The organism is Pseudomonas kulmbachensis (assembly GCF_963681935.1).
In the GTDB taxonomy this organism is placed as follows: Bacteria; Pseudomonadota; Gammaproteobacteria; order Pseudomonadales; family Pseudomonadaceae; genus Aquipseudomonas; species Aquipseudomonas kulmbachensis.
Window position 1 is genome coordinate 2,566,918 of sequence record NZ_OY817088.1, and the last position, 18,548, is coordinate 2,585,465.

Sequence of the window (18,548 nt, forward strand, 5' to 3'; positions counted from 1 at the left end):
GTGTCCTTTTATGGCTTCACGCAGGCCAGCGAAAGCTCTTGATAACCGATGTTCTGTTCTTCCATGACGGCCAACTCGGGCACGCGCAATGAGCACGTTTCGTTTATGCCGGCTCCCCATTTCACCAACAAGAGATCACCCGTGGAGGCACCCGAGATGTAGATGTCTCCGTTAGTGCCAACCGTGCCGCTGTTTTTGCCTGTCGCGCTGAAAATATTGGCACCCAAGGGAGGCGAGTTGCCGTCGCTCATCGTGCTGTGTACCAAAAGGCTTTGGCCGGAGTGAGTTTCAAACGTCACACGAGGAATAGCCCCACGTGTTGGCACCACATCCCTGGCCGCCAGAGGGATATCCAGGCCGCTGCCAATGTCTTCAGTCCTTAACGCGATACGGTTGTGACGATAGGGAGTAGCAGAAGTCATGACTGCATAGCCGGAGCTGTCAATTTCCACGCCAGGCTGGTTTTCCAGGCGCACGCCCTTGGCGTTTTCGGCTTCGATCAGTACGAATGTACTTTGCAGCGGCTGGGTCAGAGTGAGCCCACGTGCGTGTGCCACGATGCCCCCTGACACGCCCAGTGTGGTCTGTTGGTAGTCGTTGCTGTAGCTATAACCCGCGTTAATCAGGCCCTTGTTGCCCTGGTAGCCGATGTTGGCCGAGGACGTCTGCCCGGAGTATTCGTCATGTCCGGTCTGCACTACGTAATTGAGCCGGTCATCGTCAAGTGCCGTGCCACTCAGGCCAGAGCTGTAGGTGTTACCCGACTGCTCGCTGTGACCGACATTGAAACTGGCCGTCATGTCTGACGATTCCTTACTGAAAAAGCTGAACGGAACCGATACGGTCACATTCACACTGCGGTCCTTAAAGCCATAGTTACTGCGGCTATCCTGATAGAAAATGCCATAGCTGGTATTTTTGTAGCTGCTGTTAAAACCTGCCTGCACCGTTCGGTCTTCACTGGAGCCGCCCCAGTAAGACTGATTGCTCACGTTGGCATATAACGTCGAACTGGCGCCCATGCGCTGGTTGATAGACAGCTCGACACGTTGGCGTTTATTGCCGAAGTTGTCGGTATAAGTGGTCCGACGACGAGACTCTGCCCAACCTGGCACACCCAGATTGCGGTAATCATTTTCATCGTAGTACTCGTTACGGTAAGTGCCGCTTTCATAGCTGTCACGTTCAGCTACAGCATCAGAAAAGTCGTAATAACCGGAGGTCGAATAACGGTAACCGGCAATGCGAAATTCGGTCCCAAGGTCGCTCAGCGACTTGGAATACAAGAAGCGCACGCTCTGACCTTGTTTGCTATCGCCGTTGGCCAGGTCGGTATCGGAGTAAGAGGCGTCGAACGACACCGCGCCCCAACGGCCCATGTTTTTACCCAAGCCTGCTACGGCGGAACGATAGTTCTGCGCCACCATCAGACCGCCGTAGGGGGTAACGTCATAAGTCATCCCGCGTGACAAAGTGCCCTGTACAAATGACGGTTGGTAGTGGGTAGTCCCGTCATGGTACTTGCCGACTGTCAGCTGATAGTCCCAGATCCCTTCACGCAACATGTTGGGCACCGAGGAAAAGGGCAGGGTAAAGCTGCTTTTTGAGCCATTGGCTTCAGTGATCGTTACATCCAGATTGCCGCTTAAAGAGCTGGGGTAAATATCGGTAAGCGCAAACGGGCCAGGGGGGACGTTCGTGCTGTAGATCGTGTAACCATTCTGCCGGACTTCAACCCGGGCAGCGGTCAATGCAACCCCGCGCACTACCGGGGCGTATCCACGCAGGCTCTCTGCCAACATGTCATTGGCGCTAGACAGTTGCGCGCCACGGAACTGAATACTGTCGAAAACGTTACTGTTGGTGTTGGTTTGCCCAATGATCAAACGGCTACGCCAGGGCACAATATCTGTTTCAGCCCAGGTCGAGATATTATCGAAACTGGAACCCGCGCCTGATTGCTGGCTCAGCGTAGAGTTATTTCGCAATCGCCAGCTGCCGACGTTGATACCGTTGTTGAGGCTCAGAAAGGAGTAATCCGAAGATTTATCCGCTTGCTGATGGCCGTAACGGTTGTGGCTACCATTGAAGTTGTAATTGATAAAGGCGGCATTCACGCCCTGATCATAAACCTTGGGTGAGATGGAACCTTGCGCGCGAGGCTCCAGAAATAATTGCGGCACCTCAATGTCCATGCGTTGCAGCGCAGCGTCATGACTCAGCTGTGCACCTTGGACTTCTTTGTTCAAGGCAAAGCACCCCGTGGGATCTTGCACTTGGCGATCGGACAGTTTGATCCCGTAGCCCCGGTAAGCCAGAGCCGTCAGGCACGGCACTATTGGCTGGTCGGGGGCGAGCTTTTTGAATTCGATATCACGATGATCGATGCGTTGACCATTCAGGAAAACGTCGAACGGATAGCTGCCGGGCAGAATATCGTCGCTGCCCGAAAGTGCCGCCACCTGAGCCGCATTTTCGTTGCCACGAATGAATGACGTGTTGAACTGGTCCGTGGCCTTGGCAAGAGGGGCGAGTAGAAATGGCACAACATAAAAATAACCTGCGCGGTTAACCATTTTAATTCTGCGTGTCAGCTTGTGTGTAGCTGTTTTTAGGTGCACCACGACTCTTTCCCCTGCGAAGCATGACTCATTTCAACGAGACGTTTTTGATCTCGGTGTGCCCGCCATAATTATTGATATAGGTAAACGACAGGCCGTTTGCGGACTGTGCATTTGATGGCAGGGCAATCTTGAGACTGTCATATGGGCCGACCATATCGGCATTTACTTTCCAGGTTTTATCGCCGTTGCTGAGCGTTAAAATACCTAGTGTTACGTACATGGGGCCGTTATTGGTCACGGTTAACACCTGGCCTTGACGCTGCCATTTCAAGGCTTCAGCCTGGGCTTGCAAATTGGTTTGCAACGCCTGTGGCCGATAAAATAATTTAATACGCGTACGAATCGCTACTTGCAGTACATTGTCCTGTTTAGGGGCAGGAGGAATTTCCTGTACATTGACCCAGAACAGGGATTCGCGATCTTGTGCCAGTCCTTTCCCTGAATAGATAAAACGTAAAACAGCCTCTTTATGAGGCGCCAGTTTCAAGATGGGTGGCGTCACAATAATCGGTATGTCGCGCGGTATTTGACTTGCATCGCCCGTATCCAGCCAGGTTTGAACCATGTAGGTTTCCTCGCTGTCGTTATTGATAGAGAGCGATGCGGACTTGCTGTCACTGTTATAAATAACGCGTGTTGCATCTACCTGAATGCCAGCAAACGTGTTCGCGGAACAGGCGAGCAACGCACACAAGAGTACTTTTTTCATAAGGGGTTCAAGCGCTCAGAAAAGTGGCCATCCTTGGCCAGTGATTCTCCTGCGGGGTTATTTACTTGTACTCGATAGCGAATGTCGCGGTAGCGTTCGCCTGACCTGCCGTTACAACGTCCTGGTAAGACTTGTAACGGGCGCGCAGGTTGAATGTGGCAGAGCCCGGGTTAGCGCCGTCAGCAGCAACGGTGACGAGCGCGGGGCTGGTGACATTCTGGCTGATTGGCAATGTGGCGCCATTGTGGTCCAGTACTTCAATACCTACACCGCCTGCGCCGCCAGTCACAGACAACAGTTCTGGATGGCCCGCTGGAGTGTTGCCATCAAAACGCAAGGTGTAATCACCTGCTTCACATTTTTCGAGGTTGATGTCGAATGCTTTCGCGCCGCTGGTAGAACCTGACGTCGGGAATGCAGTGGTTGGGTATTTACCCAGGTAAACTTGTTTGTTCTGGTCTTGGTCCGACACTTTACAGGTGGACTGTACAATTTCGCCGGTGAAGGCTACGTTGCCATTTGCAGCCACTGCGTTATAAGCACTCATGGACAGTGTCAGTGCAGCTACGGACAATACAGTTTTTTTCATTTTTCTTTACTCATCAATTAATAGGGGGGCAAGCAAATAACTGGCAGCACTCTTTTGAGTGAGCCCGCAACTAAAGGGTAATAAAATTCACAGAATAAATAATTACCACCGCGTAAGTCATGACACATCATGGCAAGGGCGGATTAAGTAACTTTCTATTAAGGTATGTCAGATCGCTTAATTGCTGGGCAATACACTGGTTTGTGATATTCGCATCAACATACTCGATGACATTGAAAGATTATTGCCGAGCCGAAACTAGCATGTCAATACAATGGAATTTTTCCAGTACTATGCTCGGTGTCGTTTTATTGACGCTGCATTTGCGCCTGTCTAATATTATTTATGTGTTTAAGATCAGTAAGTAGCTTGCCAATGAGATCTTGAGTGGATAGATAGCCTTAAAATTCAATTTACTAAGGTGTCAGGCAGATGGTCGAAGCTTTACATTGTTTTTGAAAAACGAACTTCATCGTCAAAAAACAGACAGTGCTAAATTTTTTTTGTGAACAAATATCCCCTGAAACTAGTACTCGTCAGATGTGATTTTTTTCTTGGCTGGAGCAAATGTCTCCCAAAAGGGTCAATCCCTGAATGGCCCGGGGTGGATAATGTGGTCGAAACCCAAAGGCGCCGAGTCGACGATTGGGTGAGTGAAGTATCACAGGAGCGGGGAGAAGAGCCTGCAGTTGGACGAAGCGATCTCGAGCAACGATTTCTCAACGCTCAGAACGACATCAAGTCATGGACGGAGAGAAACGACCTCAGGGACGACAGCGGCTTCAGTTCATATGCGAGCGTGTGTAAGGTAAGCCAGGAGAGGAGGCAGTGGTCTTCATCCTTTAAAGCAGTGGAGATCTCGCTCGCTTACTGGACGAAGATATTGACCCTCCTTTTCGGGCTTAGTTTGATCAGATCTGCGAGTCGCATGGCTTCTGGTTCGAGAACAATGATGGCTACTCCTGCTATTTCTTCCAACGACCGCTGCGGTTGGCGTTCCTGGACAGGATTTTCAGGATTTCAGAGGCGCCAGGAGATCGCTTCAGTCTACAAACGGACGTGATTGGATCGCGCTCGACGGCGATTTGAGAGCAGCAGCGTGTGACTTTTCGAGAAGGGGGCTGTTGGACTTCAGGCTGAGGGCATCCTTTTCAAGCCATCCCAAGTATGCCTTCAGATATGCCCCCAATTGCGCCTAGTGTTCGAGCGAAACTGGGGTTGGCTGGGGTGTAGGGAAGTGGCACGTTCAAAGGTTCTCCCTTGGTGAACCGGAACCAAAGCAGGTTAGGTGTAACCCAATTCTTGTTCGGCCCTGCTAATGCAAAGTAACCGGTTCGGTTTCGACACATGTCGGGTAGCGAGGCGCAGCACGCGGGCGGTCGAATGCGAGTGCCCGCGTGCTCAGGTATGCTCGTACAGCTTGGACAGCAAGTGAAATGGCAGGGCGCCCCCGCTTTGGTTAAAAGGAAAATACCCCAGCTCATCAAGTATCACCAGGTCTTTGCGAAGCAGTCCCTGGGCGATTCTCCCGGCCTTGCCATCGTACTTTTCAAGACCTCGGCCACCGTCAGTCCGTTGTACTGCAGATGCACAAGCTCGCTCCAGAGCGACCGGCAGCGTTGACCGATCCAGATATTCAGTTCTTCAAAGGTGGAGTCCCAGCATTTTCCCAAAATCAGGAAGTCTTCTTCAGGATATCCCTAATCGGCAAGTTCAAAGGATCGGGCAACTATTCGACAGAATTGGGTGAGGGGGCGAGGTGAGTTTCAAGTCCAGCCTCGTGGGTGGACTTGAATTGGCGGGGCTCTCGGCGCTTTAGCGGGTTTTTTCGGTGCTTCGCTCCGAATGAAGCGCCTGCCAATGTGAAATCTGCTGTTGGATGTTCCAGTAAATGATGTGCTCGTAGAGTTTTTCCACAAAATCCACATCGAATCCAGCGTCGACGGCCCAATCGCGGCGGTCCTGCAGCATCGCCGCAACCCGTTCCGGTGCGGGGATCGCTTGTTCGTTGGCCTTGAAGCGCACGGCGGCCTTCACGTAACCCAAGCGTTGTTGCAGTGACTCCAGGATCTGGCGGTCGAAAAAGTCGATGCCGGCGCGGATGTCGGTGAGGCTTTCGCACGCCTCGGGTTTTTTCAGTGACGACATGGTGTTTGTCTCTAATAAAAAAGTTCGGTTTCAGATGACGTCGAATCGTGGGCATGCCAGCCGGGAAGCGGCGGGCGGGCGTTGGTGAGTGCCTTGATGGGCACGGGTAGCGCCAATGCCCCAGGCATCGGTGTCACGCTCGGCGATGACCTCATCGATCAAGGCATCGATCATGCAGTTGTCGTGATGATGGGGCGTGGTGATCAAGTGCGCGGTGTCGCCGGAGGTAGCCAGGCAATACTTTTTCGCGATGCGTTCTGACGGGCATGGAAACACCACGGTGATGGAGTTTTCATTGCGCCATGCATCGATGCCGGCTGCCTGAAAGCGATCCACGGCATATTGCGCCTGGTCCAGGCAGTGGCGGATACGCTGGCGCCAGTCGGCGAACGAGTGGCTGCGCAGCGCTGCCCACATCATCAACGGCGTGTGGCCATTGCGTGAGCCGCTGATGGTTTTGTCATGGGCCAGGATGTAGTCGACTTCCACGGAAATGCGCGCCACGTTCTTGCGCTTTGCCACCACGATGCCGCAGGGGATCGGCGACCCGATCATCTTGTGCCCGGACACGCAGATCGAATCGATGCCATCTGCAAATGTGAAGGGTTGCGGATGGTCGACGAAGGGCAGGATCATCCCACTCAGCGCCGCGTCGGCATGCAGGTAGTAGTCGCGCCGGGCAATACCCGCCAGTTGCAGGCGTTGTTGGATGGTCGCGATGTTGTCCACCGCGCCACGCATCGTCGTGCCGATATTGGCGAAGATGATCGGGTGGCGCTCCTGGTCTGCGGCGATCTTGAGCATCAGGTCGTCGTAGTCGATCTCGCCGTTGGGCAGGGATTCGACGGCACGGCATTTGATGCGCAGCAGCTTGACGATCTTGGCCACCGAGTAGTGTGTGTCCTTGGAGTAATACAGCGTGCCGTCGGGGAACAATTCGCGGGCCAGGTAGCAGCCGAACATATTGCCTTCTGTGCCGCCATTGGTGACGTAGCCCCAGCTGTCTTCTAGTGCAATGTCGAACAGCTGGGAGAAGTACGTCATCACGTCCTTTTCAAAGCCGAACGAGTTCAGCACATAGTTGCTGTACTCGTTCCAGTCCCCGCAGTTGTTGATCGAAAACTGCAGAAAGCGGTGCAACTGGGAGTAATCGAAATCGGCGGATTCGGGGTAGCCGATATTGAAGTACTGGTGGGTCACGCAGTGCTGCCAGAAGTGTTCAAGCCTGCTTTGATCGGCCGTTGATAAGGTCATCTCTAACTCCTTTTAAATCGACTGGGCGAAGCGGCCCGGTCAGGCCGCTATTTGCCGTGTGTCCACCAGCAACCACCAGCTGGCGAGCGTGGGCGAGTCGGCCAGCTCTTCAAAGGTGACGGTGATGCCACGTTCCTTGAGTTCGGCGGCGAGTTTCATCACTTGCAGGGAGTCGAGTCCGTAGAAAATCAGGTTTTCCTCCGGGTCCAGTTCTTCACCGTCTTCGATCAATTGCAACACGCGGGTTTTCAGCCAGGCGCGGGTGGTTTCCGCCGTCAGCAGTTGGCGCAGCTGTTTTTTGTCGATCTTGCCTACGGCGGTGAGCGGCATGGTGTCGATCAGCCGGATGCGGTCGGGCAGTTTGTATTCGGCGATGCCCAGCTCCATCAGGTGGCGGCGCAGGGCGGGCGGCTTGAGGTTGGGATTGCGCGAGACGACGAAGGCGCAGCTCTTTTCCCCCAGTGCGGCGTCGGGCATGGCGACCAGCCCGGCGTGGGTGACGTCGGGGTGCAACACGATGAGGTTTTCGATCTCTTCGGAAGCGACTTTTTCGCCACCTCGGTTGATCTGATCCTTGACCCGGCCGACGACGCGCAGGTCACCGCTGGGCGTCATTTGCACCAGGTCACCGGAGTAGTAGTAACCCTCGTTATCGAAGGCTTGGGCGTTCTGTTCGGGGCTCTTGTAGTAGCCGCAGAAGGTGTAGGGGCCCCGGGTAGCCAACATGCCGGGCTCGCCGTTCGCTACGGGCACACCTTGTTCATCGACGATTTTGATTTCGTCCCCTGGGCTGATCGGGCGGCCTTGGGTAGTAAAGATTTGCTCGTCGGTGTCATCCAGGCGGGTGTAGTTGATCAGGCCCTCGGCCATGCCGAACACCTGCTGCAGCTTGCAGCCGAGCACACCGGGGACCTGGCGGGCCAGCGAGTCGGCGAACACAGCGCCGCCGACCTGGAGGTATTCAAGCGATTGCAGTTGCTCGCTGTGCTCCGGCGCGGCTTGCAGCCACAACGCGACGGCACTGGGCACCAGGGCGACGGTGTTGACTTCGTGGCGCTGGATCATTGCGAAGCAGGTCTGCGGCTCTGGGCTCGGTGCCATGATGATGGTACCGCCCGCGTACAACACGCCCAGAGCGCCCGGCGAGCTGAGCAGGAAGTTATGCGCTGCCGGCAGGGCACACAGGAAGCGTGTTTGTGCGGTCAGGCCGCACACCTCGGCACTGGTACGGGCGTTGTAGTGGTAGTCATTGTGGGTGCGTGGGATGAGCTTGGGGGTTCCGGTGCTGCCGCCGGACAACTGGAAGAGGGCAACTTCATCCGGTGCGCTGGGGGAGAAATCCACGCGGCTGTCGCTTGGGCTTTTGATCCAGGCAGCCAGGTTGTTGGGGGCGTGCTGTTCGCCGAGGAACAGCGTGACCTGAGGGCTTGCGCCGACTTCGTTGAGGTCGGCGAGGTAGCCGTCATCACGAAACACTTCATGCTCACGGGAGGCGATCAACAGCTTCGGCGTTATTTGTTTGGCGTAGCTCTTGAGTTCCAGTTTGCGATGGCTGTAGAGCGCGTTGAGCGGCACGATGCCGGCCTTGAGCAACGCGAACAGCACGATGTAGAACTCGGCGATGTTGGGCAGTTGCACCAGCGCGGTGTCGCCGTGGCCAAGCCCGTTGGCGGCCAGGCGCGAGGCCAGGTTGGAGGACAGTTGGTCCAGCTCGCCGTAATTGAAGCGACGCTCGCCGCAAATGATCGCGCAAGCCTGGGGCTGTGCTTGGCTGCGGGCCTGGAGCAAGTGGGTGAGGGGTTGATCGATCCAGTAGCCGTTTTCCCGATAGCGTTGTGCTCTGTCGAGGGGCCAGTGCGTGAATTCTAGAGTCATGGGGGTCACTGATAAAAATGGGGAAGTTAGTGGGCCAGGCCGCATGCGCGCAGCATGGTGCCAAGCTTGGTCTGGACTTCTGTCCATTCGGAGTCGGGGCTTGAGGCTTCGACGATGCCGGCGCCGGCGAACAGGCGGACCTTGTTGCGCTTGATGGTGCCGCAGCGGATGGTCACGACCCATTCGCCGTTACCTTGGGCGTCGCACCAGCCGACCATGCCGGTGAACAGGCCTCGCTCGACGTGTTCGACGAAGCGGATCAGGTGCCGGGCGCGTTCGGTCGGGAAACCACAGACCGCAGGGGTAGGGTGCAGGCGGCAAGCCAGCTGCAGGGCAGAGATATTGGGGGCGGCCAGGGTGCCTTCGATACGGGTGGAGAGGTGCCACAGCGCAGGCGTGCTGATCAGGCTGGGGCGCCGTGGCACGTTCAGTTGTGTGCACAATTCGCCGAGCTGGGAGGCGATGTCTTCGGTCACCAGGCGGTGTTCGTAGTGGTCTTTTTCCGAGGCGGCCAGCCAGTCGGCGTTGCGACGGTCGGCTTCGGGGTCAGCCATGCGCTTGGCCGAGCCGGCCAGGGGGTTGGACACGAAGTCCAGGCCGTCCTTGTGCACCAGCAATTCGGGGCTGACGCCGATCAGCGTGGCGCCGTCCGGCATGGGCACGCGGAAGTGGTAGCCGCTGGGGTTCTGGGCACGCAGATTGTTCTGCATGGTGCTCACGTCCACATCTTGGGCAAACAGCAATTCGCGCTGAACCGAGAGCACTGCCTTGCGTACGTCGCTGTAGCGGAAGTTGACGATGGCGTGTTCGACCGTGCGCTTGAAGCCTTGCTCGTCCGGTATGTTTTTTTGTTCAAGCAGTTCCGGCATTGAGGCCGCACCGGTTTGCACGGCACCGCTGCGGGCGCGCCACTCGGCGTGTTCGGGGATGTAGAGGCAGGACGCTTCAGCGGGATCGAAGGGGATGGCGCCGACGATGATCGGGTTGGCCTGGCCCGCTTTGCGCGCTTGTTCAAAGGCATGCGAAACGGTTTTTTGAAACAGGCTGCTGGCGTTTTCGCCGGCGATGGCCGGAGTTTCGATGCGTTGCAATATGCCGCTGACAGCTAGTTCACGATCACCGGAGGTGAATGAAAAACTCCGCGTTGGGTCCAGCTGTTGCACCTCATCCATGTCGCTCGTCCTAAGGGTGCCCGTTCTCATTTGCAGAAAGCCTCCGTGGCTTGTGGTCAAAAATTTTTACCTTGAAGTATAATCATTATCGTTTCTAATAGGTGACGCTAATCATTTAGATTTGTCAATCACATGAGTGGACCATGAGAGAGTTAACTTCGATGCAAGCCGCCTGTTGGATCGGGCGTACTGCTCATGCCTTTTTAGGGAGAGTTTCGGCTCATCTTTATGTCGAGTTCGATGGACATTCCATCGAACTCGACCGGTTACGCGAAGCGCTTGGGCGGGCCAGCCTGCTGCATCCGATGCTGCGGATGCGGGTGGATGCGCAAGGGCTGCAATCCATTGCTGCCGTGGACCAATCGCCTCAGTTGGAAGTCGAAGACCTGCGTGCGATGACCGAGCCGGAGGCCGCCCGGCACCTGCTAGCCAAACGGGAAACGTGGACACATCAGCAACTGGACCTCGGTCATGAGCCGGGCGCACGGTTTTCAGTGAGCCTGTTGGCGGACGATAGGTTTCGCCTGCATGTCGATACCGACATGATCGCCATCGATCCATCCAGTTTCCGCACGCTGATGGAAGACCTGGCCCGGCTTTACGAGCAGCCCGATGACACGCTGCCGAATACGCCATCCTTCTTTGATTGGTACGATAAGGTCCGTGTCGACCCGGCACTCAAGGCCGCCCGCGATCGCGACCGTGCCTGGTGGCGTGAGCGCCTGGCGCACGTTGCCCCGGCACCCACCTTGCCATTGCTTGAACACCCGCCGGAGCAAGCGCATAGCCACCGACTCCATACCTGGCTGGGTCCCGCCGAGCGCCAGGCCTTGGAACAAGTGGCACGGGAACGCAGGATTACCCTGTCGACCTTGATGATGGGGCTGTTTGCGGCGGCGCTCGGGGCGCAGACCGGCGACCGTAGTTTCCGTCTCAATGTACCGACGTTCTGGCGCCAGCCGTTGGTGGATGATGTTGAGCGCGTGGTGGGTGACTTCGCCAATGTGTTGATTCTGGATGTTGACATCGAGTCCGCCGCCACGCCTGCCGCGCTGTGTGCGCAACTGGCGAAAAAAGTGGTCGGCCTGCTTGAGCATTGTGCCTATCCGGGCGTGAATGTGATGCGCGATCTGTCCCGCCATCAGGGCTCACCACAGCTGGCGCCGGTGGTCTTTACTGCCGCGCTGGACATGCCCGGCGGCGACTTGCTTTCGCCGCGCGTGCGGCGTGTATTCGGCTCGATGAATTGGGTCATCTCCCAAGGGCCGCAGGTGGCTCTTGATGCACAGATTGCCTGCGCCGATGGCGGTATCCTGATCAATTGGGATATCCGTCTTGATGCGTTGCCACTGCCGTGGGTAACGACGCTCTTTGACCGTTTTGTGGCGATCACGCAGGAAGTGGCGGCCGATTCTCGTGCGTTGGATCAAACGCTCAACGTCGGTGTTTCGCGCACTCTCGAAAAACCGCTGTCAGCCCTACAGCAGGCGTACTTATTGGGCCGTGGCACTCAGATGCCTCTTGGCGGTGTGGCCATGCAGGAGTTTCGTGAATACCACGGGGCCATGGACCCGACGCTGCTGCGCAGTCGCCTGGTGGCGATGGTGCAGCGCCATGACAGCTTGCGCACACGGGTGGATGCGCTCAAGTTGGTGAGTTATGTCAGCGATGAAACTTGCATCAATCTTGAGGAAGTTGACCTCACATCGATGTCGTCGCAAGCAGCGCTGGCGCACGTCGATGAGTATCGTGAGGCATACGCCCACACCATCTTCGAGCTGGACCGTTCGCCTTGGAATGTCACGATCTTCCACCTGCCCGACGATCAGCTGACAGTGTTCGTGCGCCTGGATGCGTTGATCCTCGACGGCCGCTCCATTGCTGCGTTGTTGGTCGAGCTGTTCGATGGCCTGATAAGCGATGAGCCCGCTGCCGAGGCTGTGCCTGCCTCTGTGGATCAGACGTGCCAGCGCAAGGCCGACGCGGTTTACTGGAAGACCAAACTCACCGACGTGACGGGCGCACCACGCCTGCCATGGCGCGTGCCGCTCGATCAAGTGCGGGCATCGCGCTACGAGCGCCAAAGCCGACAAGTGCCCAAGGCGGTATTCAACGCATTCTGCAAATTAGGCGCCCGGCAGCGGCTATTCAAGAACTCCGCCCTGATGGCGCTGGTGATGGAAGTGCTGTCCCACTGGCTCGATGAAGGTGGCTTGTGCGTGGCGGTACCGGTTGCGCCGCAAACGGGCGGTGCATTTGCCAACCGTTCCAGCTTTATCGCGATCAACCGAAGCGAGGCTCCCAGCACCTTTACGGAGCGTGCGGCGAAGCTGCAAGTGGACGTGCTGGAAGGGCTGCAACACTTGGCCTATTCGGGCGTGGACCTCGCCCGGTTGCTATTCGAATCCCACGGCCCTGGACCGGTGCTGCCGGTGGTGATTACCAATGGTTTTTCCTGGCCGGTGTTGGCGGCGGATAGTCTCATGCAGTTGCAAGGCGGCCTGACCCAGACGCCTCAGGTGGCCATGGATATTCGCTTCTGGACCAACGCCGAGGGCGCGCTGGTGCTGGATATCGACTATGCACGGGAAGTCCTGGACCCAGCGGTGGTTCACGACATCCTGGATGCGCTGGAAAAGGCCATCAGCCAAATCAGCGCCAGCGGTGAGTTCACCATGGACGCCGCCGCGATCATCGACACGTCTCACTATTGCCTCAATAGCTCGACGACCGAAGCTAGTGCCGAAGGGTTCCTGGCGCAAATCGCCAAGCACCTGTTCGACCCCACCAACCAACGGATCGCCCTGATCAGCGGCGAGCGGCAGATCAGCTACGCCGAACTGGGATCGGGCGTGTCGCGTGTCATTGCGGCATTCAAGGCCCGTGGCATCGGGCCGGGCCAAGTGGTCGCCATCTGCCTGCCACGCAGCCCGGAGCACACCATGCTGACCTTGGCCTCTGCATTGACGGGCGTGATCTGGGTGCCTATCGACGCCTCGGCGCCAGAAGAGCGTCGGCAGTATCTGTTGGAAAACTGCCGGCCAGATCTGGTGGTCATCAGCTCGGGCGAGACGGTCGGGCATGCCCAGGCCACGCCGAACGAGTTGCTGGCCGGGCCGCAAGCCAGTGCGCCAATATTGGATGATCGCTCAATGAGCGAAGCGCCGGCGTATTTCCTCTACACCTCGGGCACCACTGGCAAGCCCAAGTGCGTGGTGCTGTGCAACCGCGCCACGGCCAATGTCATCGGCAGCACCTTGTCACACTGGCGCGTGAGCCAGATCGACGTGTTCATGTCGGTAACCCCGCTGCACCACGACATGTCCGTATTCGATGTGCTCGGCTGCCTGACGGCCGGCGCCACTCTGGTACTGCCTGGCGTCGGCGAGGAAAAGGATGCGGTGCGTTGGAATCAGTTGATCGCCAGGCACCGTGTGACGCTGTGGTGTTCCGTACCGGCTATTCTGGAAATGCTGCTGTCGTGCCGTGGCGAACATGACTTGGCCAGCCTGCGCCTGATCGCCCAGGGCGGCGACTACATCAAGCCGGGCGTGATCGCCGAGTTGCGCGGGCTGCTGCCATCGTCCCGCCTGATTTCCCTGGGCGGGCCGACAGAAACCACGATCTGGAGCATCTGGCACGACATCACTGCCGATGACCAGCTGCAAATTCCCTACGGGCGACCGTTACCGGGCAACCGCTATCTGGTTCTCGACGCCCAGGGAGCGCATTGCCCAGCAGGCGTTGTCGGCCGCATTCATACGGCAGGCGTCAACCTGGCCCTGGGCTACCTGGAAAACGGCGCGCTGGCACAAACCGAATTCATCAGTGTCATCGATGAGCACGGCCGGGCCGTACGTGCATTTCGTACCGGTGACTGCGGGCGCTATCGCCATGACGGCACGTTGATGTTCGACAGCCGCGTGAATGGCTACGTGAAGGTGCGCGGTGTGCGCGTGTCGCTGCCCGACATCGAGATCGAGCTGATCAAGCATCCTGCGGTCAGGCACGTGCTGGTGGTGGACTACGGCGAACAGCGCCAGGGCGAGGTCAACATCGGTGCGCTGTACGTGAGTGCCGAAGACGCCGCACCCTTGACCGCCGCCGCGTTGCGCCAGTTCGCCCGCGAGCACTTGCCGCAATCCCATGTGCCCACGCAATTCCTGGCGGTGGAGGTGCTGCCGTTGTCGCAAAACGGCAAGCCTGATCGCCCGCGTGCCCGCAGCTTGCTGCTGGAGCCTGCCGAAGAGGTCGTTGAAACGCAGGGCAACAAGGTCTTGGCGATCTACCTGAGTGTGTTGGGCAGGCCGCCGCAGGACGGCGCCAATGCTTCGGTCGACTTCATCAGTCTGGGTCTGCGGCCCCAGCATTTGAAAGCCATCGCTGCCCGGTTCCAAGAGGAACTTGCCGTGACGCTTTCCCCCGGACAATTACTGCGTTGCCGTAACGCACAAGATGTCGAGCGATTGCTCGCCTGCGCATAACCACATAGCAATACCCAAGGAGACAGATTGGATGACGGATTTACCCACTGTAGATATCGCCGGTGTAGGCATCGGGCCCTTTAACCTCGGGTTGGCCGCTTTATTGTCCAAACATTCCGGCGTGACCAGCCTTTTCCTGGATCGCAAAGCTGAATTTCGTTGGCATGAAGGGTTGCTCTTGCCGGGCACCACGTTGCAGGTGCCGTTTCTGGCGGACCTGGTGACGATGGCCGACCCGACCCACGAACTGAGCTATCTGAATTACCTGCACCAGCACGATCGCCTGTACCAATTCTATTACTACGAGAACTTCCAGGTGCCGCGCCGCGAGTACGACCACTATTGTCGTTGGGCTTCGCAGCAGTTGCCGACGTGCCACTTCGGCGAGGATATCTGTGATGTGACTTACGACGCGGGAGCCGGGAAATTCCTGATTGAAAGCCAGTCCGTGTCAGGCTTCAAGCGCTACTATTCCAGCCGAAACCTGGCGGTAGGCATCGGCACTACACCGATATTACCGCAATGGGCTCAGGTGAAAAGTACGGTACCCATCATGCATTCGGCGGAGTTTGGCAAGCGCCAGGCGCAGTTGTCGGAATGTCGGCGTGTCACCGTGATTGGCTCTGGCCAGAGTGCCGCCGAGTGCGTGCTCGCATTGTTCAATGAGCTGACCCCCGAGCGGATTGCCGCAGGCGCCTCGATCTGCTGGATCACTCGTTCGGCGGGTTTCCATCCCATGGAATACTCCAAGCTGGGGCAGGAGTGCTTTACGCCGTCCTACATGGAGTACTTCCACAGCCTCCCGCGTGAGCGCCGTCGTGAGGTCGTGGCCAAGCAGGGCTTGTTGTACAAGGGCATCAGTTTTTCCACTATCGCCGCTATCTACGACTTGATCTATGAGCGCTCCATTGGCGGCAGTGATCCGGGTCTGACGTTGCTGTCGAACTGTGAAGTCGAGACGGTCGAGGATGTCGCCGGTACGCTGCGTATTGCCTATCGGCATCGTGAACTGGGCCAGACCAGCAGCCTGGAGGCGGACGCGATTGTGGCCGCGACGGGCTACGGGCATGCCTGGCCGCAGTGGTTTGAGCGGCTCAAAGGCACGGTGCTGGAAACCGATGAGTACGGTGACTGCCTTGTGGAGGATGACTTCACCGCACGTCGCTGTGATGACGGGGCAGGGCGTATCTTTGTGCAGAACGCAGAGATCTTCCAGCATGGCGTGGGCTCGCCGGACCTGGGCGTTGCCGCGATTCGTAATGCGAGCATTGCCAATCAACTGCTCGGCCGTCCGCACTACCGCCTGCCCAAGCGCTCGTCGTTCCAGCGTTATGGCATGCATGAGGTTTAGTGCGTGAAAGGCAGGGCCTTGGTGTTACCAAGGCCCTGTTGAAGGTCAGACGCGGATGTGGTCCAGGGTGATGCCGTCGGCGCCAGGTGTCGCGAACAGCGCGAACATCTGCTCGATCGTAGCGCTCATGCGGGTCATCTGCGCTGCGCTGTAGCGATCCGAACGGTAGGTAATCACTAGGCGCAATGCGCGCTTGCCGTCGAGCGTGTTTTCCATGATCTCGAACTGAATACCGAACATCGACTGGTTCTTGTCCGGGTCAATCTGGCGGTAGCGGATCGCGCCGTTATCCGGTGTGCTCAGGGCGCCGTTCAAGGCGTTGTTGGCGTGAATCTGGATGTACACGTCGAACAGCAGTCCATCCGCTGGCGTCATGCCCAGGGCCTGTTGAATCTGCTCCATCGGCACATCGGCGTAGGCCATCGAATCGTTGATCAAGCGGCTGACGTTTTCAATCATGGCGCCGACGGCTTGCCGGGAATCGAATTGCACGCGGTGCGCGACCATGGTGGTGAAGTAGCCGACCGTGTCGTAATACGCGGGATCTGTGCGACCGGAAGCCGACGTGCCCACTACCAGGTCTTTCAAATCCCCGAGCTTGTGCAGGGAGAGCACGATTGCCGAATAGACCACGCCGAACAGTGAAGCGTTGTTCTGCCGGGCGAAGGCGTACAGGTGGTCGGTCGTGCCTTGGGTGGGCTTGATCTCAAACCACTGGGCCTTGGTCGATACCTGTGCGGGCTGTGCCTCGGAGGAGGGTAGCGTTAGGCCACGGGTGGCATCGCGCAGCATGCTGGTCCAGTAGTCGAGGTGCTTCTGGTTGATCCCGGCAGCTTGCTGGCGCACGGCGAATTCATGGAAGGACGGTGCCGGGCTTTTCCAGACGGGCGCTTTGTCGGCCGCACGGGCCAGGTAAGCCTGGGCCAGTTCTTCCATCATCACGTTGAGCGACCATTCATCAATGGCCATGTGATGGACGAGCAGCGACAAGGTTTGGCGTTGATGTTGCGCGTCCTGAATGAAGCGCACCCGCAGGGGCAACTCGCGGGTCAGATCGAACTGATAGGTGGCTTCGCTTTGCAGGGTGGCACCCTGGCTTTCGCGGCTCGGCCAGAACCACTTGAACTGCGGTAGCTGCGAGGTTGGCACGATTTGCTGGTATGCCTCACCACTCTCGAAGTGGAAGGTGCTACGCAGGCTGGCATGGCGCTCAAGCAGGTCATGGAATGCCTGCTCGAACAGCGCTTCGTCCACCGTGTCGAGAAACTCCATGGCAAACGGCAGGTTGAAGATCGTGCCGAATTCGAAGGCGGCGTAAGCGCGTCCGAGGGATGCCTGGGCCAGTGCAAACGGTGCTTTTTGTACGTCTTGCGGCGAGCAGGTGGCGGTCGTTGGTGCAGCGTTTCTCGCGATGACCTGGGCGCGTGCCGCCAAGGCGGTTGCCGAGGGTGCGCTGAAGAAATCGTTGAACTGGACTTCGATGCCGTGGCTGCTCAACAGCTTGCCGATGATGCGGGTGGCCAGCAGCGAGTGGCCGCCAAAGTCGAAGAAGTCATCCGTCGCCAGCATGCCCGGTTCCGCCAGGGCTTCTCGGAACTCGGCGAGGATAATGGCTGCAACTTCAGGTGTTTCGGTTTGGGCGGCGTTCTCGCCGATGTCCGCATGGCGGTGCAGCCAAGGCAGTGGCGCATCAGGAGTGTGCATGATCTTGCGGTACAGGTCGTTTGCCTGGCAGGTCTGGTCAAGAATCGGGTGAAGGACCAGCGCCAGGATGGGCGCATCCGGCGTTTGCATAATCAGCGCCTTGAACGGCGGCTGATGCTCAGCGTCCCACGGCGCGGCTTGTTCGGGGAGCAGGTAGTGGCTGGCGTCACCGGTCACCTGAATGCGCTCGATGCACGCTTGCCAGTCGCGCGCCTGGACCTTGTCGACTTCGCCGTCATCGTTGAACTGGTAGCGGGCATTCAGCTCGGGGATTGATTCGATCACCGCCTGGAGTGCTGACTCCAGTCTTGCGGAATCGGCATCCGCGTCGAGTTTCCAGGCACTCAAGTGCTTGAGAATGCGATCAGGATATTGCTGCTGCAAAAGCCAGATATGCGCTTCGTAATCGGTGGCAGACCGTTTCGAAAACGTATCTGGAGTGAGTTCCATCATGGAAGTTTCCCGCCTTATCAAACTGAACAGTAAGAAGTAGAGATGGCACCAAGTGCCGACAGACCCATCCTCGGTCTGGTGTAACGCCTGGGAACCCGGGCGTCAGAGGACGTGCAATCCGGTTGCGTTGCAGGAGCTTTATGAACACCGTATGATCGCAAATAATAATCATACATATTCGCATT

Annotated in this window: 10 protein-coding genes and 1 pseudogene; 2 read left to right on the forward strand and 9 right to left on the reverse strand. The window is 57.6% G+C overall.

Features of this window, described 5'->3' with window-relative positions:
* Positions 1–8: 8 nt before the first annotated feature.
* The 8 genes and pseudogenes from U5A05_RS11675 to U5A05_RS11710 all read right to left on the reverse strand — a co-directional run bounded on the left by U5A05_RS11675 (position 9) and on the right by U5A05_RS11710 (position 10,401).
* Positions 9–2,546, reverse strand: coding sequence for a fimbria/pilus outer membrane usher protein (locus tag U5A05_RS11675; RefSeq protein WP_321836447.1), 2,538 nt, complete (start codon positions 2,544–2,546; stop codon positions 9–11).
* Between the two features lie 103 nt (positions 2,547–2,649).
* A complete protein-coding gene (locus U5A05_RS11680; RefSeq protein WP_019822636.1) occupies positions 2,650–3,333 on the reverse strand; it encodes a fimbrial biogenesis chaperone in 684 nt (227 codons plus the stop codon).
* A gap of 61 nt (positions 3,334–3,394) precedes the next feature.
* A complete protein-coding gene (locus U5A05_RS11685; protein WP_321836448.1) occupies positions 3,395–3,922 on the reverse strand; it encodes a fimbrial protein in 528 nt (175 codons plus the stop codon).
* Between the two features lie 1,404 nt (positions 3,923–5,326).
* Positions 5,327–5,473, reverse strand: a pseudogene (locus U5A05_RS11690) (ATP-binding protein); the annotation flags it as partial.
* A gap of 264 nt (positions 5,474–5,737) precedes the next feature.
* On the reverse strand, positions 5,738–6,070 hold the full coding sequence (locus U5A05_RS11695) for an isochorismate lyase (protein WP_261742219.1): 333 nt from the start codon (positions 6,068–6,070) through the stop codon (positions 5,738–5,740).
* A 30-nt stretch (positions 6,071–6,100) separates the two neighbouring features.
* Entirely contained in the window at positions 6,101–7,324 is a 1,224-nt protein-coding gene (locus tag U5A05_RS11700) for a histidine decarboxylase (protein ID WP_321836449.1), read from the reverse strand.
* A 39-nt stretch (positions 7,325–7,363) separates the two neighbouring features.
* A complete protein-coding gene (locus U5A05_RS11705; protein WP_321836450.1) occupies positions 7,364–9,199 on the reverse strand; it encodes a (2,3-dihydroxybenzoyl)adenylate synthase in 1,836 nt (611 codons plus the stop codon).
* 26 nt (positions 9,200–9,225) lie between these two features.
* A complete protein-coding gene (locus tag U5A05_RS11710) occupies positions 9,226–10,401 on the reverse strand; it encodes an isochorismate synthase (protein WP_425262902.1) in 1,176 nt (391 codons plus the stop codon).
* A 113-nt stretch (positions 10,402–10,514) separates the two neighbouring features.
* Between U5A05_RS11710 and U5A05_RS11715 the strand changes: the two genes are divergently transcribed.
* Both U5A05_RS11715 and basC read left to right on the forward strand, forming a co-directional pair.
* Positions 10,515–14,855 (forward strand): amino acid adenylation domain-containing protein, encoded by a 4,341-nt coding sequence (locus tag U5A05_RS11715; protein WP_321836452.1) that lies wholly within the window; start codon positions 10,515–10,517, stop codon positions 14,853–14,855.
* A 31-nt stretch (positions 14,856–14,886) separates the two neighbouring features.
* On the forward strand, positions 14,887–16,206 hold the full coding sequence (gene basC, locus U5A05_RS11720) for a putative histamine N-monooxygenase (protein WP_261742224.1): 1,320 nt from the start codon (positions 14,887–14,889) through the stop codon (positions 16,204–16,206).
* Between the two features lie 45 nt (positions 16,207–16,251).
* Here basC and U5A05_RS11725 read toward each other — a convergent pair whose 3' ends face one another.
* Complete coding sequence (locus tag U5A05_RS11725) at positions 16,252–18,363, reverse strand: condensation domain-containing protein (protein ID WP_321836453.1); 2,112 nt, start codon at positions 18,361–18,363, stop codon at positions 16,252–16,254.
* Between the last annotated feature and the right edge of the window lie 185 nt (positions 18,364–18,548).